We start from the raw sequence: 21,714 nt of genomic DNA on the forward strand, positions 1-21,714 counted from the left end.
GGGAGAGATAATCGGCATCATACGCTTCGCCAGTTTTGCTCCGTCGAAAGTGATAATCAATGCGGCTGACATCTGATTTCTGGGTTTCAGCACTGGTGCGGCGGGTCAATGGCACTGGTGCGTTTGCTGCCTTGAGCAATAGAGGGGCAATGGAAGCAGGGGCGATTTTCATCAAACTGCGTAATCCAGACGGAACCTACAATCTCTTCGGGCCAGCGCCGCAGATGATTTATGACGAAACTAAACCGGACGAGCGGCTGTTTATGCAGCTGAAATCCAATGCTGCCGAAATGGACATCAATGACGATCTGGAAAAGCAGAAGCGCTGGGACAGCGACCTATGGATCGTGGAGATAGAGGATTATCGCGGCGATCGCTCAGAGCTGTTTTCGGTGGTTGAGGTATAGAGAGAGTTCTAAAACCCTTTTTTGCTGCGCGAACTAATAGCCAATTTCTCGACCAGTTCACCAGTGATCGGCTTACTCGCCGAGAAGGTGACGCCGGTTTTGGTTGCCTTGAGTTTCAGTGCAGCGATCTCTTCAGCATGGGCAGCGATTGCACCCGGGTCAACATACAGACCACATTGTTTGCTAAAGGCAGCATAGCCCGCAATGATCGTTTCTTCGATCTGAAATCCCGGCATATCGTACTTAATGACTTCTTCGGCGTCCGGTAATGCCCGCGACAGCTGTGCACGCAGTTGACCCAACATGGCACGAAACTGCTCAGGTGCGGCGGCAATGTAGGCGCTATGGCTATCCTTCTTTGTCATGCTGTCAGTATGCCTTCTCATACGCGCTAAAGGAAGTGCTATGAGCAGGTCGAAAGATGGGTAAGAGGATTTCAGCGTTCAGGAAACCTTGCGCGCGGTATTTTCCACATCCTTGGCCATCTCGCGCAATTTCTCACGCAGTGCCTGCGAGTTTTCCTGAAGCTTCCAGCGCGAAACCGTAATCCGCGCTTTTTCCTGATCGATCTGGCGATAGGATTGCACGAACAGTCGCAGGGAATGCAGGTCTTTGTGCACCAGCCCGAAAAGCCCGGTTAATATGAGATGCGTGGCTTCTGCGGAAAGGCCAAGTGAGGCAAAGGCGATAGTCAGTTCAGCATTGAGGCCATGGCCAATGATGCGCGAGGTATTGTCCGGACCGAGATTGAGCGCCTCGGCAAATTCCTTGTGGAAAGTTGTCGTCTGATCCAACAGCGCGGCGTCGATCAATCGATCGGCAAGCACCTGATCTTCCGATTGTCCGATGTCACTGCTCAGCATCAATTCCCTCAGTGCTTGCCGCGTCTCGCGAAGGTGCTCGGATTCGGGGGCGGCCACGGTTTCAACTTCCAACGGTGGTTGGAATGCCAAGGTGCGTTCAAGCGCCGGATCATTGAAACTGTGTAGCGCGTCAAGCATCAGTGGGTCGGTGGTGGCACGCCGGGCGATGGCTCGGGCATGGCCAAGACCTTTGCGCCGGATGATATCAACCAGATCAGCAGTCTTGAGCACAGGCGAGCGCAGGAGGATGGGCGCTGAAATATCCACATCATCCTCGGCAAGTGCCATCACCAGACGGCGCGGTGCATGGGGCAGTTCGGAAAGGACGGCCGCCGCGTGACGGCGCACGCGTGGAGAAGTGAGCGGGAGGAGGGGAACGGCGAGGTCTTCGAGCTGCTGGGCATCGCTTTTTGCAGGCCGCGCGACACAGCAAAATGCTGTGATAGACGCAGTCAGGAGATCGTCAGCCTTGCTGCCGCCATTGCGGTCTTCAAGCGCCCGAAACTCAGGATACTTCACGAACACACTCCAACACTGCACGCAACGCAATAACAGTTTCTAAAATTAGCCACTAAGCGTTAGCAAGTCGTTAACCATCGACGTGTCTTATTAAATAATAGCGCAAATCACGCGCATACGGCATAAGTACCAATAGGCATCTGCGTAGCATTCGAGTTCAGGAGAGCAACGAACTTTACGGATGGACCAAATGGGATTTGTTATCGCATTTCCGGGCAGCGCCAGAGCCCGCAACAGTCAAAATGCCGGAAAGCGGCAGACGACAGCCGAGATCACAATTTTCCCCGGCGTACGCTATGAGCGTTATGCTGCTGAGCCCCAGAAGCGCGACAAGGCAAAACACCAGCGCCGGTTTTTCGACAAAATGCCTCAGCCGGGCTGATCTACCTGTTCTTGCGAGTTTAGCTATGTGACTATCAGCACTCGCATATCAGGAGTTCCGCATGTTCATCGTTTCCCTTACCTATGTCGCGCCGCTGGCTGATCTTGATGCCGCAATGGCAGATCATATTGCTTTTCTCGAAAAACATTACGCCACAGGAACATTCGTTGCCTCAGGCCGCAAGGTGCCACGCACAGGCGGTATCATTCTCGCCAGAGCGGAAAGTGAAGCCGTGCTCCGCAAAGTGCTGGAGGAAGATCCTTTCCACACGCGCAAGCTCGCCAACTTTGACGTGCAGGAGTTCATCCCGACAAAGGTGCAGCCGGGGCTAGAGGGATTGCTTTGAATCTATCTGACTATGAGGAAAACTTGGCGTTGAGAGACGATGCCGATTATCTCTCCCCTTGTGGGAGAGAAAGGATTTTCTTGGATTTAGCTTGCTAAATCGATAAAAAATCCAAGAGAGGGGATTATTCTACACCAGATTCACACCTTCCCCTCTCTGGTGATTTCTAGCACTTAGCAAGGGCTAAGATGCTGAAATCACATTCTCCCCCACAAAGGGGGAGATAAGGGCCGCTATAATCCGTCACTACTGCTGCACGCCCGGATAGGCCCAGAGGCCAGACACGCGCATCAGATCGCGGTAGATCACCAGGCGTTCATCGGCCGAAACTTTGGCTGCCTCTTCCAGTGAAGGGGCATCCAGAGCCACAACAGGCACGACATTGGCGTCAAGCTCATATTGCTTCAGAGCGTCTTCCAGCAGGGTGCGGGCACGGCGCATATGGCTGGAGCTGGTCACCAGAATAACGCTGTCTGCCGTATGGCGCTTGATGAGATTGGCGACATTCAAAACATTGCCGACAGTGTCCTTGGATTTGTCTTCGATGAGAATGCGGTCGCGATCTACACCGCGTTCGACCAGCCATTTCATCATGACATCGCCTTCGGTAACCCCTGCCTGCGGCTGGCCGCCCGTTACCATGATGCGAGCTGTCGGATTTGCCTGCGCTGCTTTCAACGCCACGTCCAATCGATCAAGCAATGGCTTTTCCGCTGTACCATCCTTTGCCAGTGCATAGCCAAGCGTCACGATCATGACCTTGCCGGACAGGGCAGGCACATCCGCGTTGGGCTTTTCAGCTATGATCTGCTCGGCCCGGACGAAGCGTTGGCGATAGGCTTCCGCGCGCGTACGATCAAGACCTGCAAGCGCCTGATGCGCCAGGCTGGCTTCGGTTTCATCACTGCGGATGCGGCCAAGCGCTTCCAGCCATGCCTGCGCATCGAAGGATGTAGGGTCCTTGGTGAGAATTTCCTCATAGGTTGCGCGCGCGCCATCGAGGTTCTTCTGAAGAATTTGGGATGAGGCTACCGCAAAGCGGAAATCCAGCCGCTCCGGCGCAAGCTTTGAAGCTTCCGCAAAGGATTGCTCAACCACATCATAACGGCCATGCAGGGTTATGCCTTTGAAAATCTCGGCTTCGGCCTTTTTCACATCGCCGCCAGACCAGTAATATTGCATGCCGGTATCGATCAACGTCTTGATGCGTTCGGCATTCTGCTGGTCATAGGCAAAAGCCAATGAAGTGCTCAGTGTCAGCAAGGCAATGGTTGCGGCAGCGATCTTTTTCATGGGTCACTCTCTCTATCGGGTCCGGTTGGCGTACACTTGTTTTGTAACGGCGAAACTACAAGAGGGGTGAGCAGTTGGCGTTTTTCAGGAACGCAGCAACCTGTTCGCTCCATGATTCATCCGGCACAAAACTGCGGATGACGACGAATCCCTCATCCATATCGGCTTCGATCAGCACGGAATTTTCAGCCGAAAGCGGCTTGGATTTGTTCAGCTCGATCATTTGCAGCGGGGTTGCAACAACAAGATCAAGCTGGTCAGCAATCGCGGTGCGGTCATTGATCGAATAGATATTTTCGCCCTGACGATTATAAACAGAGATCGACCAATAAGGCAGTGTGCCAATACCAGTGATGTGAGCGGGCAGATCAGTAATATCGAAACGGCATGCGGCGGCCTGAAACAGGGGATCAAATGCAAGGCGGGCCGTGCCCGGTTTAATTTCGCCAGTAACCGTATGGAATTGCCAATCACCGCCATAGGCGGAAATGCGCGACCAGGCATTGCGATCCGAGTAATAGGGCACAAGCAGCACAACGGCGATATGGATGATACCCGCACCAATCAGCCCGAAAAGAAGAGTGCGCAATAGCTTACCCATCACAGCTGATCCTCGTTATCGCCGGGAAGGTCATGTCAACAAGCCCAGAATTGCTGCCGACTGGCGTATCGTACAGTGTCATCACAAGCGTCATACGCCCGCTACCGCTCGTTGCAAGCCAGTTTTCAGGTTGAGCCTGGGGGGAAACCGTGACGACAAAGGTGCCATTCTTTCCGCGTAGGATTTGCCGTGAATGCAGCGCGGGCAGGCGTCCAGCGCCGGGATTGAGCGGCAGTAAAGCGCGATCAGCCGCATAGAGTGTCCAGAAACGGGAATTCGGGCTATTTCCGCTCAGGCTATAGGTACAACGACGATCTAGAGCTGCACCCTTGTCGTCATCATAAGCGTAGAAAGCCAATCCTTCAGCTGATCCCAGTGGAAATGCACCTTCACGTGCGGCGCGCGCTTTGGCATAGGGGTCGGAAAGCGGCGTACCTGCATCCGGGTGCCCGGTCCATTGGCCGATAGCAAGTGCGCCGAAACCATCGAAACGGTTCACTGCATACCATGCGCTCATGGTGCCGCCGCCGACGGCAATCACAAGCGCAATAAGGGCAAGGAAGACATTACGAAGCATGAACGATGACTACACGCGAACCATGCAGCGAGGCAAGGCCGCTGCACAATTTCCGCACAACGATCTGCCCAGCCGCAAGCTCACTGTAATTAGAAGGTCAGGGTCATGATCACCGTATCATTGTAAATGCCGGTTGCCGGAGCCACAGTTGCAGGTGCCAGTTTGCCTTCGATAGGATGAGAGTTGAATGAATTGACCGGCGCGCCTTTGCCGGAAACTTTGGTCCAAGGGACGGACGTACCGCTTCCCGAATAGAGCTGGTATGGAATGAAGTTTTTGCCGCTTTTCATGCGCCTGAAACCGTCTTTGAAGTTTCGACCGTTATCCAGCGTGAGTTGGTAATCGGTTTCATAAGTACACCGCACGTCGATATTTGCATTTGCGCGTGCACCTCTTGTGGCGCTGACTGCGCCAACTTTGCCGAAATCCAGAAGAACGTCTGTATTTTCCAATTGGCAGCCTTTGAGAACATCAGCGGTGAGAGTGAATTTCGAAACGACCGGTTTCACTTTGCCTATTGTTGTTGATGGATTGTCGCAAAAGTGATTGGTGCTATCGAACTCATAATGAGCTGCGAGCCGGTATGTAGTGTTGTAACGGCCTGACCGTACACTCTTTTGCCGATAATGGGGTAGATATGCCAAGTACAAAGCCATATCCACGTTTAATTCATTGAACGCGCCAGAGTCCAACCCCACGGTTATTCCGCCAGTAGCTACGGATGTTTTTCCGGTGCCATATGGCTTATCGTTTGCATCTGTAATCTCCCAGGCGAGCAAGGAAGGATCAGCGGCTGAGCTGTTTTGCTGCAATTGATGAAAACTGTAGTCGTCGCTTCCAATCTGATTGCGGTCAGTAGTCTGCATATAAGCACACACAGTTACCCAATCGAATTTTTTCGGCGATGTGCATTTGTACCTGATTGTTGCGCTTGTTGTCGCTGGCGTACCAAGCATAAAGTCGATGGTGGTATCAGGGAAAACTGCGGGGCTCGTAACGACGCAAGTTTGCGCAGAAGCAGGCGTAAGGGTCATCATGAACAAAGTCGCGAAAGCTATGAACATGTATGACGATATACGCACACCGGAAAATGGCGACCGCAACGGCAATAATCCAAAATGTTTTTGATGGTGCATAATTTTCCTCATCATCGGCAGGTCACCGGCCCGATTTCGGATTGGCTGCCCGCCTGCGCCTGATAATCGAAGGAGGCGCTGCAGGTGCCGCCCGCCTCCGGCAATGTCACGGAGATGTTGTTTCTGACCGAGAGGCCGGTCAGCCATACGCGGCCATCATAGCCGACGACGGTAGACTCCGCGGACCCATCCAGCTCTACGACGGAGCCAAGGGGGAGGGCCTTGCCTTCCGGTCCGGTCAGGCTGACAATTGCCGCATCGACCTTCCTGACACCGAAATCCACCACAGCACCTGAGCGATCAGCTGGAACCACGTTGACCTCCGTGGACTCCGGCTGCAACTCAAACGGTATATTGCTCGGATCAATGGAAATTCTGTTGTTGCGATAGGATTGTAGGGACGGAACGAAGGCGCGGCCACGCGAGTTGGTTTTGGTAACGCGGCTGCTATTAAGCGAAACATCGACATTTGGCCCACCGGCTTTGATGACGGCGAATGCATCATCGACCCGGTTTGCCAGAAACACATCGCCGCCGGCCACGACGACGGAACCATCAATGGACGCACTCACGCGCCCTTGGCTGCCGGACTGGTTTACAGAGCCGGACAATTCGGCGAATTGTGAGCGGTAATGCGCATTTACGGACCGGGAGCCCTCGCCGCCGATGACTTCGTGGTCCTGCAACGACCAGCCCACAGCACCATCCGCGAGGCGAACCGCCTTGCTTACAGATGTATCGAAACTGGTGCGATCGCCATTGCGGGACACGCTGGTGCTGGCCGTCATATCATTGCCAAGCGGCACACTCAGACCGGCATATACGCCATATTCCTTGTCCTGACCCAGATCGACATAAGCACTGGCATAGATTGATACTTTGTCAAAAACGGTGCGGGACCAGGACGTGGTGATGATACTGGAATCGTCGTCATCGTCCGCGCCGCGTATCCGCGAATAACCGATACTGAGAGATGACGGGTCGAAGCCGAGCGGGAAGGACACGCCAATGCGGTCCACCTGGCGGCTTCGCGAAGAAATTGGGGCGTCAAAATGATTGGCCCTGTCGATCACCAGGCCGACATCGTTGTAGTCGCCTATCATTCGGTCGCCGCCAACATAGAAGGAATAGCCATAGCGTGCAAACTGATAGAAAACCGAAGCCTTGCCACCGGTTTCGCCGTCATATTCGCTGCCAGCAAACGAAGCACTGACAGATCCATATGGGCCAAGACTGGTAGTGATACCTGCACCACCGTTGATAAGGCCTCTCACGGTTTCCGCGTGCCCTTCAAGGGTCATCCAGTTGTTCAGCCCATAGCGTACGCTGCCGGATGCGGCGAGATCATGGGAATAGTTGAAGGAATCCGAGCCATAGCCCAAACGCGGGAACCCGATTTCGGCGGAAAAATCGACAAAACCCTTACGGAGCATATCGGGTGCAAAAAAGTACGAACGCTGGATGACGGATTCGCGCCCTAAAGCGTCTTTCATGACAATACGCGCATCGCCGCCGCCACCAAGGAAAGGCAATCCGCTAAAATCAAACGGGCCAGCCGGGACATCCCCCGAAAACACTTTCATATTGTTGAGATAAAGATCCAGCGTAGATGGGACTGATGCGGAGCCGCTCAGATTTGGTAGCGGTGATGTGACAAGATCCGGCCTGATGCTGAAGTTACGCCGGATTTGCAGACCGCCGAGACGATATGAGCCACTCCACGACAGGGCACCGGAAGTGGTGTCGCCGACAAGATAATTGAGCATATTCTTTGGGTCGGTATAGCGCCATGAAGTATCCAGCCGTGCAAAATCGTATGAATCGCCGCGAGGGTTCATTCGGCCAAGCACGTTGCCTGAAATAGTACCAAAGGGCGTCAACAGCCTCGATTCGACAGTTCCGTTCAGCGTACTGCTGTTGGAACCCTCATCCCAATCACTTTGGGTCGTGGCGTATAAAGTGTAATTTGTCAGTAGGCCAAAGTCTGAACGCACCGCAGAAAGATCGATTGGCCGCCCGCCAGCATCCAGATCTATGGTCGCTGGAAGGCGTGCTGCATCCGGCGCAGTGAACGCGACCCTTTGCTGCGCTTCAATATATTGCCACGACACGTCCGGGAGGCTGTCCAGGGGGATCAAACCGTCACGATCAACCTTCCCGCGATCCGGGCGGAAACCTGCTTTGCGCAGATCATCGGGAGTCGCTGCCAGCTTGCCATTGGGAAGCCGCTGAAAATGCGCCAGTGCGCCTGTCGCGCTCTCATTCACGTGGACACTCAGCAGCAATGCGTGAGGTGCTTCGGATTGCGGCGCCGCGGGAAGAATAGGCGGCAACTCTTGGGCAAACACCGGGATAGTTAAACTGCTTGCGATAAAACCAGCGAACGCCGCGCCAAGCTTAAGGTTTGACGATAACAGTTTGATCAACCGCATAGTCATCTCCCTTGGCAGTGACCTTGACGTTGGCTCCGGCGCGGATGGCGTTTGCGCCCTTGGTGGTAACCCAACGCCTGGTAGAGCCAGGCAGGATGTAGCCATTCAAACCTTCACCGAACGAAGCTTTGGTACCTCCTGCAGTGACTGCCAACCCGGCGATTTTTGCGTGGCGATTACCCGTATTTGTTGCTTCGGCGATAAGATTTTTTCCTTCTTTGCGAATGTTCCAGCTAAGCTCGGCACCGGCATTTTGCTCTGCAAAGAAAACCGGAATGGAATAACGGATGGCCATGTTCACACTGCCAGCGGGGCGTCGGACATTGACTTCTGGAATCTGATCAACCAGCAGCCGGTAACTCTTTTCTCCGGACTTGACTGGGAGCGCTGTCCGAGCAATGCGGATCGTGTAACTTACGCCAGGCTGCAGTGTTGCAGCTGGCGGACTGGCAACAACATCCTTTGCCGGTACAAACTGATCTTCACCGTTGGCCTGAGACCATTCGAACACCCGGGCCTGAACATTGACGGGACGATCGCCATTGTTGCGCAGATTGACGGATGCGGTCTGAGACGGAGCCGTCAGGTCTATCGAGACAGGCGAAACCTGTAATGGCGCTGCGGAGCCAGCGCACGAGAACAGTAGCGTTGAGGCAAAAAGCAAAACAAAAATCTGCTTTCGGAAAAGTGAGCATAACATCATTGAAACCCGGCCCCTCTGGGCGGCAAAATTGTTTGGTTCTGAAAATTTGAATACTCATGCATTATGTCGCTCGCCAGATTTCAGGCGACATAATGCGCGAGCCGATAAGCCCGAAGCAGCGGTTTTTCACACAGACTATCTGTTCATCGAGCCATTGGAGCAGCGTGGCCAGACCCGTTGCGTGTTACGTCAGTATGTAACGGTAACGGTCACTGTATCGGTATAGCTGCCGGCAGCGGGTGTGCGTTGGGCTTCCACACGACCATAAATGTGATGTTTCTGTTCCGTGCCGTCTGCAGTTTCGGAAATTGCTGCGCCTGCCTTTCCCCAGATCAGCGACCGGTTAGCATCTTGATACAGTTGATAGGCAACAAACTCGGTACCATTTGTCATCCGCCGGGTGGCGGTATCGCCTGCCTTTTCGGGATTTAAACCTTCATTCAGTTCAATTTTGTAGGGCGTATCTTTGCTGCACTGAATCAGAATTTCGCGGGTGCCACGGGTAGTAGTATCTTCATCGATGTCTGTATTGAGTACGCCGTGAGCACCGAAATGAAGTTCTGCATCACTAATTGCAGATGTTTTTCCCGAAGTGTTTACTTCACAGGCTTTCGTTATTTCGATCTTGACTTGCAGGTTACCCGTTTTTGTATCGGCCCAAGCGGCGTTGCTTGCCAAAAACATTGTGGAGGCTGCTAAAATTGATAGTGAAATCTTCAAAATTTTTCTCCTTTATAAAAAGCCAAATGCAATATCTATAATAAAATATTCAGATTCATCTCCGGTGCATAAATATATAATATATTCTTGGATTGTGTCTATTAATAAAATATGAATGATAAAATTTACTACTTTAAAATGCATGCAATATATTCGCACAACTCAAAATAGTATAAATTATATACAAAGAATATATTGTCTATTTGTGACTACATTTATATTTGCATTTAAAGGAAGAATTATTAGCGTGCGGAAACTTTTGTCGGGAGTAGGGGCAATTTCAGTTTAGGCGCTGTTTTCAATGCCTGATCTATCTCCCGCAACACCTGTGCGGTAGCATTGGAGAGAACGCGGGGGCGCTCATCGGCCTTGATGATTTCGCTGTCCGCATCGGTTGCCGTATTTTCAGCCACTGCCTTTTCCTGCTTCGGCATGGTTGGATCAATGCCGGGGATAGCTTTCAGATCGATATTCTGGTGCGCATAATTCATGAAGCGCTGCCATGTCATCGCGGGCAATACGCCGCCTGTCAGTTCTTTGGTCGGCGTGAAATTATCATTGCCGAACCACACGGCTGCTGTGAAATTGCCGGTGAAACCGACAAACCACGCATCGCGATAGCTTTGAGTGGTGCCAGTCTTGCCCGCAACACGGGTCATGGGCAGAGCAGCGCGGCGTCCAGTGCCCCATTCAGGCACCTGAGACAGCATGATGTTCATGTTGTTCGCAGCGGTTTCGGTCAGAACACGATGCGGCTTGGCACCGTCCTTGCGCCAATCCCAAAGCACATCGCCATTCTGACTGGATATTTGCGTAAAGGCGTGGCGCATGCCGACAATGCCGCCGGTGGCAAAGACATTATAGCCTGTGGCCTGATCCATCACTGTCATGCCGGATGTGCCCAGCACCATGGTCTTATGTGAGCTGATGGGCGATTCAACGCCCATTGCCTTGGCCAATGCCACGATGGGGGTGGTGGTGAGATAATCCTTGGCAAGGCGAACCGGCACGGTATTGATGGATTTTACCAGGGCTGTGGTCAGGTCGATCTTACCCAGATACTTGCGGGAATAGTTCTGCGGTGACCAATTGCCCCATGAAACAGCGCCGCCCGAAACCAGCGTTTTCGGCGTCATGCCCTTTTCCATGGCCGCAGCGTAGACGTAAGGCTTGAACGATGAGCCCGCCTGCCGCAAGGCTGCCGTGGCACGATTGAACTGGCTGAGGCCATAATCACGCCCGCCAACGATTGCCCGCACGGCTCCGTTGTTTTCAAGGACGACAATTGCCGCCTGTCCCACGTGATATTCCTTGCCGTACTGACGCAGGTGATATTCAGCAGACTCTTCTGCGGCCTTTTGAATGCCGGTGTCGAGGGTAGTGCGTACAACAAGCGTATGGGTGCTAAGATTTTGAGCAACCTTGCGCACTTCATCAAAAGCCCAGTCGAGGAAATAGTCGGGGCTTTCAAGCCGGCCGCGATCAACCACGGTGGCAGGATTACGCCGCGCACCGACGACCTGGCCTTCAGTCATCAGCCCGCCTTGCACAAGATTGCTCAGCACCACATTGGCACGGGCACGGGCAGCCGGAAGATTGACATGCGGCGCATATTTCGCCGGTGCCTTGAACAAGCCCGCCAGCATGGCAGCTTCAGCAAGGTTCACATCCTTGACGCTTTTGTTGAAATAGAATTGCGATGCAGCCGCTATGCCGAATGTGCCGCCGCCCATATAGGCGCGGTCGAGGTAGGTCTGGAGAATTTCCTTCTTGCTCAAATTGGCTTCGAGCCAGAGCGCAAGAAACGCTTCCTTGATCTTGCGATCCAGACTGCGCTCATTGGTGAGAAACAGGTTTTTGGCGAGCTGCTGGGTGATGGTCGATCCACCCTGAACCACTGAGTTGGCACGCAGATTTTCCGTCATTGCTCGCGAAAGGCCAAGGAAATCGATGCCGAAATGGTCGAAGAAGCGCCGGTCTTCCGTTGCGAGAACCGCTTTGATGACATGATCGGGCAGCTCATCGATTGGAACGGCGCTGCGATGAAGAATACCACGCTGGCCGATTTCATTGCCGTAACGATCAAGGAAGGTAACTGCAAAGTCGTCGCGCGTGCGCCAGTTCTTGTCAGTCTCGTGGAAGGCCGGTATGGCCAGCGTCAGCATGACCACCGATCCTGCCGTGCCCCAAGTGAAACCTTCACCCAAAACTTCGATAATCGCGCGCCGCCAGCCGGAAACGTGGAAGCGGCGGAAGAATATGGTCAGATCTTCCCAAGTCTCCGCAGCGCGGAAGCGCAGCTCGTAAAGCGTTGAATCGATCCATGCATCAAGCCCAAGGAGCGGCGAGACTCTGAAACGCTTACGCTTATCTGGCTTGGTCTCTTCCATCGAAACTCTGTGCCTGCCCTGTAACCATATTCCATACAAAGAATATGATGTAACTGATTACGCTTAACAGCTTCTGAAGCTTGTTATTTTTAAGCGTTTTCTTGTCATTTCACCCCAACAGTCAGATTAGCCCTTTTTTATGTCCTGCGACAAGTAGAGTTGGAAAATCCGGCTTCTGCATAACGGCGACATGCATGAATTTTTCGCTTGCAAATGGCCGTTTCCGATGGATTGCTGAGCTTCGGTTATAAACGGAGCAGAGATATGGCTATTGAGCACTGGTTGGCATTCGTCGCGGCATCGGCAATTCTTCTGGCTATCCCCGGGCCGACCATTCTGCTGGTCATCTCTTATGCGCTTGGGCACGGCAGACGCTTTGCGATGGCGACCGTTGCAGGCGTTGCGCTTGGCGATTTTACTGCCATGACTGCCTCCATGCTCGGGCTTGGCGCATTGCTGGCAGCATCAGCCACGATCTTTACGGCATTGAAGTGGATCGGCGCAGCTTATCTGATTTATCTTGGAATAAAGCTCTGGCGTGCGCCTGTTGCTGACCCGCAGAGCGGAGAAGCACCTGTCAGCGATGAAAAGGCGCTCAAGATATTCCTGCACACCTATGTGGTGACCGCGCTTAACCCGAAAAGCATCATCTTTTTCGTGGCGTTCTTGCCGCAGTTTCTCGACACCTCGAAGCCAATACTGATGCAGATGATTATTTTCGAAACGACTTTCCTTGTGCTTGCAACGCTGAATGCCGGGGCCTATGCGCTGATGGCATCCATGGCACGCCAGACAATCCGCAAGCCACGTGTCCAGCGTATCGTCAACAGAACCGGCGGTTCGCTGATGATCGGCGCAGGACTTCTGGCTGCGGGATGGAAAAAGGCATCATAAGAAAATTTACCTTTATAGGAAAATAGTCCTTGACTGCGTAACGGTGTTGCTGTAGATATTGGTCATCGTCGGAATTGTGACCACGGGTCGTTCGCCAGCCAGCTGACACGCTTTAAGGATTATTGATGAAAACGACCCTGTTTGCGATGGCCATGCGCCGTCGCGGCGCATTTTCGCTGTGCCGGGAATACGGCATTTCGCCCGGCGAGATCGCGCCGCTGTTGGGTCTCACCGAACAATCTTTTCTTGCCGGACTCCATCGGGACGGGCTTTCGCTCAAGGACATGCAGGGCAATGGTCAGTTGCGTGCAGCCCGCAAAATAATGGAGCTTTTGCGCAAAGAACTGGAAACGCTCTCGGCAATTGAAAGCGAAACGTCGAGCAAAGCACGGCTTGATGCACTGGCGCTTCTTGCCCGAACAATCGACAAGGTGAGCGACCTGCAGGACAGGTTTGATACGGCACGGGCGCGCAGTTCCAGCGGACTTTCGCCCGAAGAGCTTCGCGTCGTTCTGAAACGCATTGATGAGAGGATCGAAGAACTTGCTCACATCCGCGCAAGAGAGTTGGGCATTACGCAATCTGAGCAAGCGGGAGACGGAAGCAGTCGATCCGGAGTGGGTGTTCACGGGGCGGACGACACAACAGCCACCGCGAAATGATTGGCATACCTGGCTGATCCTCGGCGGTCGCGGCTCGGGCAAGACGCGTATGGGTGCCGAGTGGGTCAATGGCATGGCTCACGCACTCGCGCCGTTCTCCGACATCAGATCGATGCACATTGCACTTGTAGGCGAAACACTTGCCGATGTGCGCGAGGTAATGATCGACGGGCCATCCGGCATCATGTCAGTGTCGAGAGTAGAGCGTCCGCGCTTTGAGATGACAAGGCGCCGCTTGCTCTGGAACAGCGGGGCGACAGCTTCGATGTTCTCATCGGAAGACCCGGAAAGCCTGCGCGGTCCGCAGTTTGACGCTGCTTGGTGCGATGAGCTAGCCAAGTGGAAAAATGTGCAGGCAACATGGGACATGCTGCAATTTGGTTTGCGGCTTGGTCAAAACCCGAAACAGGTGATCACAACGACGCCGAAACCCTTGCCACTTCTGAAGAAAATGCTGGCCGATCCAAGCATACCCGTGCGCCGCATGAAAATGCGCGAAAATGCGAAATTTCTGGCGCCGGGCTTCGTCAAGCATATTGACGGACTTTACGGCGACACGCGCCTTGGGCGTCAAGAGCTTGATGGCGAGTTGATCGAGGAAAGTGAAGGCGCTTTATGGTCCCGCCTGATGATGGAAGAGGTTTTCTCCCCGGAGGTACCGGAGCTGAAACGTATTGTCATTGCTGTTGATCCGCCCGCAAGCGCCACGAAAAAATCAGATGCTTGCGGCATCGTTGCTGCAGGACTTGATGACAAGGGGATAGGCTGGGTGCTGGCCGATGAAAGCTTTGCCCCCGCCAAGCCGCACGAATGGGCGCGGCGCGCCATTGCCCTTTATTATCGGCTCGAGGCGGACCTGCTGATTGCCGAAGTCAATCAGGGCGGCGACATGGTGCCAGCGGTGATCGCCGCAGAAGACGTGAATGTGCCGGTAAAACCGGTGCGAGCCAATCGTGGCAAGGCGGTGCGGGCCGAGCCGGTCGCAGCACTTTATGAACAGGGCAGGGTGCGACATGCGGCACGGTTTCCCCTGCTGGAAGATGAGATGTGCGACTTCTCCCATAGCGGGCTTTCCACCGGCCGCTCGCCGGACCGGGTAGACGCGCTTGTCTGGGCGCTGAGTGAACTCTTCGGCAGGCGCGATATCCGGCCAAGGGTGCGCGTGGTTGGCTGATCCCTTCAAAACATAGCAGAAAGAATTTCATCAATGGCAATCAACTGGCCGTGGCGCAAAAGCGCCGCGAATGAGAACCCGCATCTGCAGCAAAAATCGGCGCAGGGCTTTGTTGCCCTGCAGTTTGACCGGGAGGCGCGCTGGTCACAAAGCGGCTATGTAGGCTTGTCGCGGCAGGGTTTCATGCGCAACCCGATCGCCTATCGCTGCGTACGGCATCTGGCCGAGGCTGCGGGGGCAACGCCCTGGCTGCTTTATGATGGGAAGGTGGAGCAGAGCGAACACCCCTTGCTGGCGCTTCTGGCGAACCCGCATCGTGGAATGGATGGAGCTAGCTTTTTCGAGGCTCTTTACGGGCACATTCTCCTGTCCGGCAATGCCTATGTCGAGCGTGTGCAAGGCGGAAGGGGAGCAAGTGAGCTGCACCTGCTGCGCCCGGACCGTGTGCGGGTGCTTGCCGATGACAATGGCTGGCCAATTGCGCTGGCTTATGGCGCGGGCGCGCAAAAACGTACAATTCCACTCGATGACGGGCGCGGCCTGCATCTGAAACTGTTTCACCCTCTTGATGACCATTACGGCTTTGCCCCGCTCGAAGCCGCCCTGATGGCTCTGGATATTCACAATGCATCCGGCAGCTGGAACAAGGCGCTGCTCGACAATTCAGCCCGCCCTTCCGGAGCGCTGGTCTATGCGCCGGGCGAAACAAGCCACCTGACAGAAGACCAGTTTGAACGGCTGAAGGGAGAACTGGAAGAAGGCTATACCGGCGCGGCGAAGGCAGGGCGTCCGCTGCTGCTGGAAGGCGGCCTTGACTGGAAGAGCATGGGTCTTTCGCCGCTCGACATGGATTTTATTGCCGCAAAGAACACGGCAAGCCGCGATATTGCACTGGCTTTCGGCATTCCGCCCATGCTGCTGGGCATTCCCGGCGACAATACCTACGCCAATTATGCCGAGGCCAACCGGGCCTTCTATCGCCTGACTGTGCTGCCTCTTGTGACACGCACGGCAAAGGCAATCAGCAATTGGCTTGGCCCGGTTTTCGGCAAGGATCTACGTCTTGAGCCTGATCTCGACCGTATCGACGGTCTGGTTCAGGAACGCGACGCATTATGGGCGCGCATCTCCGCCGCACCATTCCTCAGCGATGAGGAAAAGCGTGAAGCTGTCGGTTACACGCCGCAATAGCACCCGCAATTGCGAACGGAAAACCACCTCGCACTTTTCCCGGAATTACAACTTCTTGACCGGCAGTTGCGAGCGAAAACCGCTTCGCACTTTTCCTGAAATTCAAATTTCTTGTTTCGCAATTCCGGACGGAAAACCGCTTTGCACTTTTCCTGGAATTGCTCTGAAAGGAAGAAAAATCATGCCTAACTGGTCCGATGCCGCCTGGATATTGGCGGCAAAGGCGGCTGGTGCCATTGCAGGTTCCGCCGTCTCTCTTGCCTATATGCTGCCGCGTGACAAAAGCGAGGCGGCTATTCGCTTCATTGTCGGCATTGTCTGCGGTCTTGCTTTCGGCGGTGTCGCGGGCATCAAGATTGCCGCAGAACTCGATATTCGCGGTCAGCTTGGTGATGTCGAACTGATGCTGATGGGGGCAGCCGCAGCAAGCCTTGCAGCATGGACAGCACTCGGCGTTTTCGCCCGTATTGCCGCGCGCATGGGCGAGTCAAAAACATTGCCCATCCAGCCAGGCGCCTCTCACAAGGAGGACGAATCCGATGTCGGTTAGTCTGGAGCCAACACGAAGGACCATTGCCGGCATCGAGAAAAAGTTTGCCGGTCTGACGATTGAGAATGTCACTGCCGATGGCAGCTTTACCGGCTATGCCAGCCTCTTCGATGAAGTGGATCTTGGCAAGGATGCCATTAAAGCGGGTGCTTTCCTGAAATCTGTACGGGAACGGGGCCCGGGCGGTATCCGCATGCTTTGGCAGCATGACCCGAACCAGCCTATCGGCGTCTGGACGGAGGTGCGCGAAGACAAGCGCGGACTTTATGTCGAGGGGAAGCTGGCTAAAGGCGTTGCCAAGGCACAGGAAGTGCTGGAATTGATGCGCTCCGGGGCAATTGATGGTCTTTCCATCGGGTTCAAAACAGTGCGTGCCAAGGCGGACGGCGCGGGCGTGCGGCACATTCACGAGGCCGATCTTTGGGAAATCTCGGTCGTAACCTTTCCCATGCTGCCTTCGGCAAGAGTGGGGCAGGTAAAAAGCCAGCCGCGCGCCCTGAAGATACAAACCTTGGAGCACCCGCCGCAGCTGCTCTGGAACATCAAGGCCAATGAACTTCTGCTCGGCGCACTGAAGCGTGCCAGCCCGACTGATTACAACCGCCGCTGGATAAACAGTCTGGAAGCGGAAAATGCGGAGTTGAAACGCCGCTCGAATAACTTTGAGCTGTTTCAACTCTGGCTCTCACACAAATTCGACCCGAACCAGCCGCGTGTTTCTGCCGGAAATACCAATGGAGGCCAATGGACGGATGGCGGGGGAAATAGCGGACAAAGCACTGCACGTACTCGCCCGATTACCTCGCGGGGAGGCCGTTTCGCCGGAGCAGTGCCTGCGCCGAAGCCGCAAGGTGCGGCACCCAAAGCACCGGATGGAACGCCGGTGCAATTGGCGCAGACTGGCGGTGGGCGTCGCGGTGGCGTGCCAAATGTTCGGCGATATAGTGGTGGACAATTTCAGGAACTCAGGCCTGATCAGGTTTTGCGGCTTGATCTTGCCATACAACGAGCAAAAGAAGCTGTAAGGCAAGTGCAATTGCGGGATACAAACTGGCGTCCGCAAGCGCGTGTTTACAACAGTGTCGAAAGCGAAATTTCGGCTAATGAAAGTATCAGAAGCGATGCTGCAGCACGAATGCGTGAGCTATCGCAAGGTGCTGTCGTTCGCGGGCAATTCATACCTTATGGCTTTGTCGATGCAGCACAGTGCACACAGTTCGGATCTACCATTCGAAATGGATTGACAAGTATTGGGGTGCGGGATGCGCAGATTGTCCTGCGCGGCAGCGCGGTGACCGGGCGGAATTCGCTGCGTGATTCATTGTTTGATCAGGGTTTTAAACCAAGTGATTTCGATATAGCAATTATCAGCAGAACACTAATGCAACGTGCCCAAAGACAAGGTAATATTGGTTTGCGGGGACGCCGAACGCGTACCGCACCTATTGAAGAACCACCAGAGCTGAGATCGATGGATCTTTTAAAACTAAGAAACGATTTGAATGACCAGACAGGTCGAAAGTTGGGATTTGTTATTTTTGAGTCACGTCAAGCAATGGTGAATCGGCAGAGTCCATTTGCTGTTCTTGATGGAAATGGAAATTTTATCAGGTATGAGTCAGGTGAGTGATGATCAGAATATTATTTGGAATACAAAACGAAGAAAAAGATGCTATCTGGGATGAAGTGGAAATGTATAATCTATCCGAGACAATTAACAAAATATTGAATATTAATCTCGAGTGTAATGATAGTATAACATATGGAGATTATTTTGCAGACTCTCCTGACAAAGAGATTATATATTTGCATATAAATGAATTAATTAATGACGAGGAGCTGCTTGAACAGGATTTTCCAGAATATGCATATCTTCTTTATATCAATGAGGTAGAAGAGTACCCCGAATATGTCGCTGCGATTGAAGCAAGGTCAGACATATTCGTGAAGCTGCGAACTACAGAAGTCTAACTGTGTTCTGTATCTGAGCGTCTATTTGTGCATCTGCACCTAATGAGTTTATGGGTACCGGAACACCACCGGAGGATAGTGGATTGCCGTTTGGAACCATAGTATCCAAAGTTGGATTGACACGGCTTGGGCCCGAAAACATTCCTCACGGGCCGTTGGTTTATAGAAGGTGGATTGGTTTAGGTGGACAAAAATCGGTCGGTGTTACTCACTCTTCTTTACACAATTAACTTGAGCATTTCCTGTTACAAGATAGTACTGCTGGATGGTACTGAATTTGGACTATCCAGTATAGGAGGAAGAATACTATTTTCCCATTTTATTGGCTTTGTTCTAATGGCCATAGCTCTTTCATTACTATCGAAAATGGAAAAACTCTCCGGCGTAATCGCTGTTATCTCCATCGCTGCCTGCTGCCCATTATACTTGCATAATATGTTGCCCAGATTTTCTGAATGGTTGTTTCAATATATCCCAATATATCCATCGGATAGATATATCTATTTTCATACTTGGCCCACCATGGGAATTTTATCTTACATTGTGACGATTTATTTGATTGTGCAGCAATGGTGGCAAAAGAGCCCACAGTGCAAAACTGTTTAAATTATTGATTTGCCACTCGAGGGCTGGTTTAATGCTAAAAAATCATATTATTGCGCTATTAATATGCCTTTCTATCAACTTGACGATATCTGCTTACTTCCTCTTGCTGATAGAGCCGAATGACTTTGCTTTGGGGCCAATTATCGGAGGAATGTTGTTTGTCCATAAGAGAGGATGCGTCGTAATGTTGATTGCATTCTTTTTATCGTTTTTTACCAGAATGTTTTCTTCTGTAATTTTGGTATCAGTAATTCTTTGCTTTCCTATACATGCGTATTTTTTATCAAATGGTGTGAGTATACTTAAATCGGTTTATCCAGAGGATAAGTATGCTTACATTCAAGCTTTATCGGTAATCGGAATTTTGGTTTATCTCGTGACGATTTATCTGGCTGCGCATTGTCGAGTAGCCTTAAGCCTGAAGCCAGACGCTGACTAGAGAGGGGGCCGGTAATATCAGAACATCGCGTATTGTTTGGTATAGTGAAGCGGAAAATGCGAGTAGTGGAAACATGAATACGTTATCACATTACGCCGCAATGTTTTCTGAATTTGACTTTGGAGAGCAAAATCTTGCCGACTTGGAGATTGCGCCCTTTAATGTCTCTATATTTAACCGTTGGTTATCTGAACAGGAGGCCGAGGATAGTGAAATCATGTTTTATGACCTCGCCGTTTCTTGCGGGAAACTGGCTGACTATCATATAGGTGAAGAGAAATTTATTAACTTTTATCGAAAACTATCTGTAGACGGAGTGGTGTGCAATTACCCAAGACCGCTTAGAATATTCGATAAATACAATCGGATATTAGAGAAAGTAATATTTGATAGCCTACGTGAAAAACGTAAGTTTGATATGTATTTTATTGCCCATGACGTCAGGGTTTTAGGTGGGTATGATCGAACTGATCTGTTCTTGCCAAGAAACAAAGAAAAAATCCGAGATATCCATCGTGCTGTTGGCGAGGCCGGGCTTTACGTTTTAAGCTGAGCAAAACACGACCTCCTGAGCCCCACAATATTCAAAACCAGATTGGAGGGTACTAGAAATAAAAAGGTATTTTGGATATAGGAATTAAAATAATGATTGTGGGTGATAAAAGCATATTTGCCATTGAAAGCCATATAGAAGAATCTTTCGAAAGTTCTAATTTGAGGGCGCTTGGTTTTTTTATAATTCATATTGATGGATATGAATTTGGTGTACGAGAAAAAGATGCAACGATGCTTCAAAACTCTTATGAAGAGGTGTTGGATAGATTAAAAAATAAAGGAAATCATTTATCTCCTGGTCTTAATGCTAAAGGTGGTGTGGACATTGCCATAGCATACCAAAATATATGGTACGGGGATGGTGATTTGGAGCAATTTCATGGGATAAGTCCGAAGGATTTTGATGAAATGTTTTTGTCGCCGAGGATAAATTGGGCGCCAGATGGAGATGCCGCCTTTGACGATGGTGGTAATATTTTGCAATTAGATGAAGATGATGAAATTGTAAGAATAATTGCTTTTAAAAATGAAGACAATATTGCGGATACGATATCGAGTATCAGAGAAATTCGCATAACATCCGAAGTATTTTATGGAATTCTGAAATTATGGTCAGATTCGTTCTTTTTAGAATGGAAAAATAGCAAATATAAACGATAGCACTGAGTGTTGGAATATCTTCAGGTGCAATTGATGGCCTTTCCATCGGCTTCAAAACAGTGCGTGCCAAGGCGGACGGCGCGGGCGTGCGGCACATTCACGAGGCTGATCTGTGGGAAATCTCGGTCGTAACCTTTCCCATGCTGCCTTCGGCAAGAGTGGGGCAGGTAAAAAGCCAGCCGCGCACCTTGAAAATACCGGCCTGTGAACACCCGCAAAGGCTGCTCTGGAACATCAAGGCTAATGAGCTAAGAGAAGATGGGTCATTAAAATGATTGCAGAAAACCATGTATTGTTTGGCATACATAATGAAGCGAAAAATGCTGAATATGATGACAATGAGATAGCGGATCTGTCGGAGTTTGTTGAAGATTTGTTGGGTATTCAGCTTGAAGGTCGTGAAACCGCTCATGGCGATCCGTACTATGCTTTCCCTTTGCCCAATAGAAGTTTATATCTGAAAACAAATTTTCTTGTCGATGAAGGTGAGGTTTCAGAAGGGAAATTTCCCGACTATGCCTATCTTCTCTATTTGAACAATCCACAGCAAAATCGTCAGTATTTAGCCGCTGTCGAAGCAAGACCAGACATTTTCGTAAAATTGCGAACCGAAGAAGCCTGATCCCGGCAGGTGAATGATGGA

The 21,714-nt window shown here is 52.0% G+C and carries 23 protein-coding genes and 2 pseudogenes; 15 read left to right on the plus strand and 10 right to left on the minus strand.

Annotated features, from left to right (window positions below; translation table 11 throughout):
* Positions 1-59 precede the first annotated feature (59 nt).
* A complete protein-coding gene (locus PMI41_RS16885) occupies positions 60-407 on the plus strand; it encodes a DUF1491 family protein (protein ID WP_040855571.1) in 348 nt (115 codons plus the stop codon).
* Positions 408-415: 8 nt separating this feature from the next.
* Here the strand turns inward: PMI41_RS16885 and PMI41_RS16890 are convergent, their stop codons facing one another.
* Positions 416-772: a DUF1801 domain-containing protein gene (locus PMI41_RS16890; protein ID WP_008126833.1), complete on the minus strand. Its 357-nt coding sequence runs from the start codon at positions 770-772 to the stop codon at positions 416-418.
* A gap of 78 nt (positions 773-850) precedes the next feature.
* Positions 851-1,789, minus strand: a complete 939-nt coding sequence (locus tag PMI41_RS16895) for a DUF2336 domain-containing protein (RefSeq protein WP_008126835.1) — start codon at positions 1,787-1,789, stop codon at positions 851-853.
* A gap of 190 nt (positions 1,790-1,979) precedes the next feature.
* On the opposite strand from PMI41_RS16895, the gene PMI41_RS16900 reads away from it, so the two are divergent.
* Both PMI41_RS16900 and PMI41_RS16905 read left to right on the plus strand, forming a co-directional pair.
* Positions 1,980-2,171, plus strand: coding sequence for a hypothetical protein (locus tag PMI41_RS16900; RefSeq protein ID WP_008126837.1), 192 nt, complete (start codon positions 1,980-1,982; stop codon positions 2,169-2,171).
* Positions 2,172-2,232: 61 nt separating this feature from the next.
* Complete coding sequence (locus tag PMI41_RS16905) at positions 2,233-2,517, plus strand: YciI family protein (RefSeq protein WP_008126840.1); 285 nt, start codon at positions 2,233-2,235, stop codon at positions 2,515-2,517.
* Between the two features lie 246 nt (positions 2,518-2,763).
* Here the strand turns inward: PMI41_RS16905 and PMI41_RS16910 are convergent, their stop codons facing one another.
* The 4 genes from PMI41_RS16910 to PMI41_RS16925 all read right to left on the minus strand — a co-directional run bounded on the left by PMI41_RS16910 (position 2,764) and on the right by PMI41_RS16925 (position 5,854).
* Entirely contained in the window at positions 2,764-3,810 is a 1,047-nt protein-coding gene (locus PMI41_RS16910; RefSeq protein ID WP_008126843.1) for a YdcF family protein, read from the minus strand.
* A 55-nt stretch (positions 3,811-3,865) separates the two neighbouring features.
* Positions 3,866-4,411 carry a hypothetical protein gene (locus PMI41_RS16915; RefSeq protein ID WP_008126845.1) on the minus strand — a complete coding sequence of 182 codons (546 nt, stop codon included), beginning with the start codon at positions 4,409-4,411 and terminating at the stop codon, positions 3,866-3,868.
* Complete coding sequence (locus PMI41_RS16920) at positions 4,404-4,988, minus strand: DUF1214 domain-containing protein (RefSeq protein ID WP_008126847.1); 585 nt, start codon at positions 4,986-4,988, stop codon at positions 4,404-4,406. The genes PMI41_RS16915 and PMI41_RS16920 overlap by 8 nt, the downstream gene beginning before the upstream one ends.
* An 89-nt stretch (positions 4,989-5,077) precedes the next feature.
* A complete protein-coding gene (locus tag PMI41_RS16925) occupies positions 5,078-5,854 on the minus strand; it encodes a spore coat U domain-containing protein (RefSeq protein ID WP_157179428.1) in 777 nt (258 codons plus the stop codon).
* Between the two features lie 46 nt (positions 5,855-5,900).
* Here PMI41_RS16925 and PMI41_RS25095 point away from each other — a divergent pair, with 46 nt between their 5' ends.
* On the plus strand, positions 5,901-6,116 hold the full coding sequence (locus tag PMI41_RS25095; protein ID WP_157179429.1) for a hypothetical protein: 216 nt from the start codon (positions 5,901-5,903) through the stop codon (positions 6,114-6,116).
* Positions 6,117-6,135: 19 nt separating this feature from the next.
* Here the strand turns inward: PMI41_RS25095 and PMI41_RS16930 are convergent, their stop codons facing one another.
* The 4 genes from PMI41_RS16930 to PMI41_RS16945 form a co-directional block, all read right to left on the minus strand.
* On the minus strand, positions 6,136-8,556 hold the full coding sequence (locus PMI41_RS16930; protein ID WP_008126852.1) for a fimbria/pilus outer membrane usher protein: 2,421 nt from the start codon (positions 8,554-8,556) through the stop codon (positions 6,136-6,138).
* Positions 8,522-9,259 carry a molecular chaperone gene (locus PMI41_RS16935; RefSeq protein ID WP_008126853.1) on the minus strand — a complete coding sequence of 246 codons (738 nt, stop codon included), beginning with the start codon at positions 9,257-9,259 and terminating at the stop codon, positions 8,522-8,524. Before PMI41_RS16935 ends, PMI41_RS16930 begins: the two co-directional genes overlap by 35 nt.
* Positions 9,260-9,448: 189 nt before the next feature.
* Complete coding sequence (locus tag PMI41_RS16940; protein WP_008126854.1) at positions 9,449-9,979, minus strand: spore coat U domain-containing protein; 531 nt, start codon at positions 9,977-9,979, stop codon at positions 9,449-9,451.
* A gap of 242 nt (positions 9,980-10,221) precedes the next feature.
* Entirely contained in the window at positions 10,222-12,369 is a 2,148-nt protein-coding gene (locus PMI41_RS16945) for a penicillin-binding protein 1A (protein ID WP_008126855.1), read from the minus strand.
* A gap of 264 nt (positions 12,370-12,633) precedes the next feature.
* Between PMI41_RS16945 and PMI41_RS16950 the strand changes: the two genes are divergently transcribed.
* The 11 genes and pseudogenes from PMI41_RS16950 (at position 12,634) to PMI41_RS17005 (ending at position 21,693) form a co-directional block, all read left to right on the plus strand.
* The gene (locus tag PMI41_RS16950) at positions 12,634-13,263 is read left to right on the plus strand and encodes a LysE family translocator (RefSeq protein WP_008126856.1); all 630 of its coding nucleotides are present in this window, start codon (positions 12,634-12,636) and stop codon (positions 13,261-13,263) included.
* 125 nt (positions 13,264-13,388) lie between these two features.
* The gene (locus PMI41_RS25470; protein ID WP_008126857.1) at positions 13,389-13,925 is read left to right on the plus strand and encodes a hypothetical protein; all 537 of its coding nucleotides are present in this window, start codon (positions 13,389-13,391) and stop codon (positions 13,923-13,925) included.
* Positions 13,807-15,099, plus strand: a complete 1,293-nt coding sequence (locus PMI41_RS16960) for a terminase family protein (protein WP_244423966.1) — start codon at positions 13,807-13,809, stop codon at positions 15,097-15,099. Before PMI41_RS25470 ends, PMI41_RS16960 begins: the two co-directional genes overlap by 119 nt.
* 33 nt (positions 15,100-15,132) lie before the next feature.
* Positions 15,133-16,290 carry a phage portal protein gene (locus PMI41_RS16965; protein ID WP_008126859.1) on the plus strand — a complete coding sequence of 386 codons (1,158 nt, stop codon included), beginning with the start codon at positions 15,133-15,135 and terminating at the stop codon, positions 16,288-16,290.
* A gap of 181 nt (positions 16,291-16,471) precedes the next feature.
* Positions 16,472-16,840 (plus strand): DUF6107 family protein, encoded by a 369-nt coding sequence (locus PMI41_RS16970; RefSeq protein ID WP_008126860.1) that lies wholly within the window; start codon positions 16,472-16,474, stop codon positions 16,838-16,840.
* Positions 16,830-17,324, plus strand: a pseudogene (locus tag PMI41_RS25475) (HK97 family phage prohead protease); the annotation flags it as partial. The gene PMI41_RS16970 and the pseudogene PMI41_RS25475, both read left to right, overlap by 11 nt.
* Positions 17,325-18,466: 1,142 nt before the next feature.
* The gene (locus tag PMI41_RS16980; RefSeq protein WP_157179430.1) at positions 18,467-18,811 is read left to right on the plus strand and encodes a hypothetical protein; all 345 of its coding nucleotides are present in this window, start codon (positions 18,467-18,469) and stop codon (positions 18,809-18,811) included.
* Between the two features lie 1,118 nt (positions 18,812-19,929).
* Positions 19,930-20,409, plus strand: a complete 480-nt coding sequence (locus PMI41_RS16990; RefSeq protein ID WP_008126866.1) for a hypothetical protein — start codon at positions 19,930-19,932, stop codon at positions 20,407-20,409.
* A 92-nt stretch (positions 20,410-20,501) separates the two neighbouring features.
* Positions 20,502-21,071 (plus strand): Imm42 family immunity protein, encoded by a 570-nt coding sequence (locus PMI41_RS16995; RefSeq protein WP_008126868.1) that lies wholly within the window; start codon positions 20,502-20,504, stop codon positions 21,069-21,071.
* A gap of 20 nt (positions 21,072-21,091) precedes the next feature.
* A pseudogene (locus tag PMI41_RS25480) lies at positions 21,092-21,244 on the plus strand (HK97 family phage prohead protease); the annotation flags it as partial.
* Positions 21,245-21,342: 98 nt separating this feature from the next.
* Positions 21,343-21,693 (plus strand): hypothetical protein, encoded by a 351-nt coding sequence (locus PMI41_RS17005; protein ID WP_008126870.1) that lies wholly within the window; start codon positions 21,343-21,345, stop codon positions 21,691-21,693.
* The last annotated feature ends 21 nt before the right edge of the window (positions 21,694-21,714 follow it).

The organism is Phyllobacterium sp. YR531 (genome assembly GCF_000282595.1).
Classification (GTDB): Bacteria; Pseudomonadota; Alphaproteobacteria; order Rhizobiales; family Rhizobiaceae; genus Phyllobacterium.

Coding starts and splice junctions, on each gene's coding strand:
- PMI41_RS16885 (WP_040855571.1), top strand. CDS start 60: ATGCGGCTGACATCTGATTTCTGGGTTTCAGCACTGGTGCGGCGGGTC.
- PMI41_RS16890 (WP_008126833.1), bottom strand. CDS start 772: ATGACAAAGAAGGATAGCCATAGCGCCTACATTGCCGCCGCACCTGAG.
- PMI41_RS16900 (WP_008126837.1), top strand. CDS start 1,980: ATGGGATTTGTTATCGCATTTCCGGGCAGCGCCAGAGCCCGCAACAGT.
- PMI41_RS16905 (WP_008126840.1), top strand. CDS start 2,233: ATGTTCATCGTTTCCCTTACCTATGTCGCGCCGCTGGCTGATCTTGAT.
- PMI41_RS16910 (WP_008126843.1), bottom strand. CDS start 3,810: ATGAAAAAGATCGCTGCCGCAACCATTGCCTTGCTGACACTGAGCACT.
- PMI41_RS16915 (WP_008126845.1), bottom strand. CDS start 4,411: ATGGGTAAGCTATTGCGCACTCTTCTTTTCGGGCTGATTGGTGCGGGT.
- PMI41_RS16920 (WP_008126847.1), bottom strand. CDS start 4,988: ATGCTTCGTAATGTCTTCCTTGCCCTTATTGCGCTTGTGATTGCCGTC.
- PMI41_RS16925 (WP_157179428.1), bottom strand. CDS start 5,854: ATGCAGACTACTGACCGCAATCAGATTGGAAGCGACGACTACAGTTTT.
- PMI41_RS16930 (WP_008126852.1), bottom strand. CDS start 8,556: ATGCGGTTGATCAAACTGTTATCGTCAAACCTTAAGCTTGGCGCGGCG.
- PMI41_RS16935 (WP_008126853.1), bottom strand. CDS start 9,259: ATGATGTTATGCTCACTTTTCCGAAAGCAGATTTTTGTTTTGCTTTTT.
- PMI41_RS16945 (WP_008126855.1), bottom strand. CDS start 12,369: ATGGAAGAGACCAAGCCAGATAAGCGTAAGCGTTTCAGAGTCTCGCCG.
- PMI41_RS16950 (WP_008126856.1), top strand. CDS start 12,634: ATGGCTATTGAGCACTGGTTGGCATTCGTCGCGGCATCGGCAATTCTT.
- PMI41_RS25470 (WP_008126857.1), top strand. CDS start 13,389: ATGAAAACGACCCTGTTTGCGATGGCCATGCGCCGTCGCGGCGCATTT.
- PMI41_RS16965 (WP_008126859.1), top strand. CDS start 15,133: ATGGCAATCAACTGGCCGTGGCGCAAAAGCGCCGCGAATGAGAACCCG.
- PMI41_RS16970 (WP_008126860.1), top strand. CDS start 16,472: ATGCCTAACTGGTCCGATGCCGCCTGGATATTGGCGGCAAAGGCGGCT.
- PMI41_RS16990 (WP_008126866.1), top strand. CDS start 19,930: ATGAATACGTTATCACATTACGCCGCAATGTTTTCTGAATTTGACTTT.
- PMI41_RS16995 (WP_008126868.1), top strand. CDS start 20,502: ATGATTGTGGGTGATAAAAGCATATTTGCCATTGAAAGCCATATAGAA.
- PMI41_RS17005 (WP_008126870.1), top strand. CDS start 21,343: ATGATTGCAGAAAACCATGTATTGTTTGGCATACATAATGAAGCGAAA.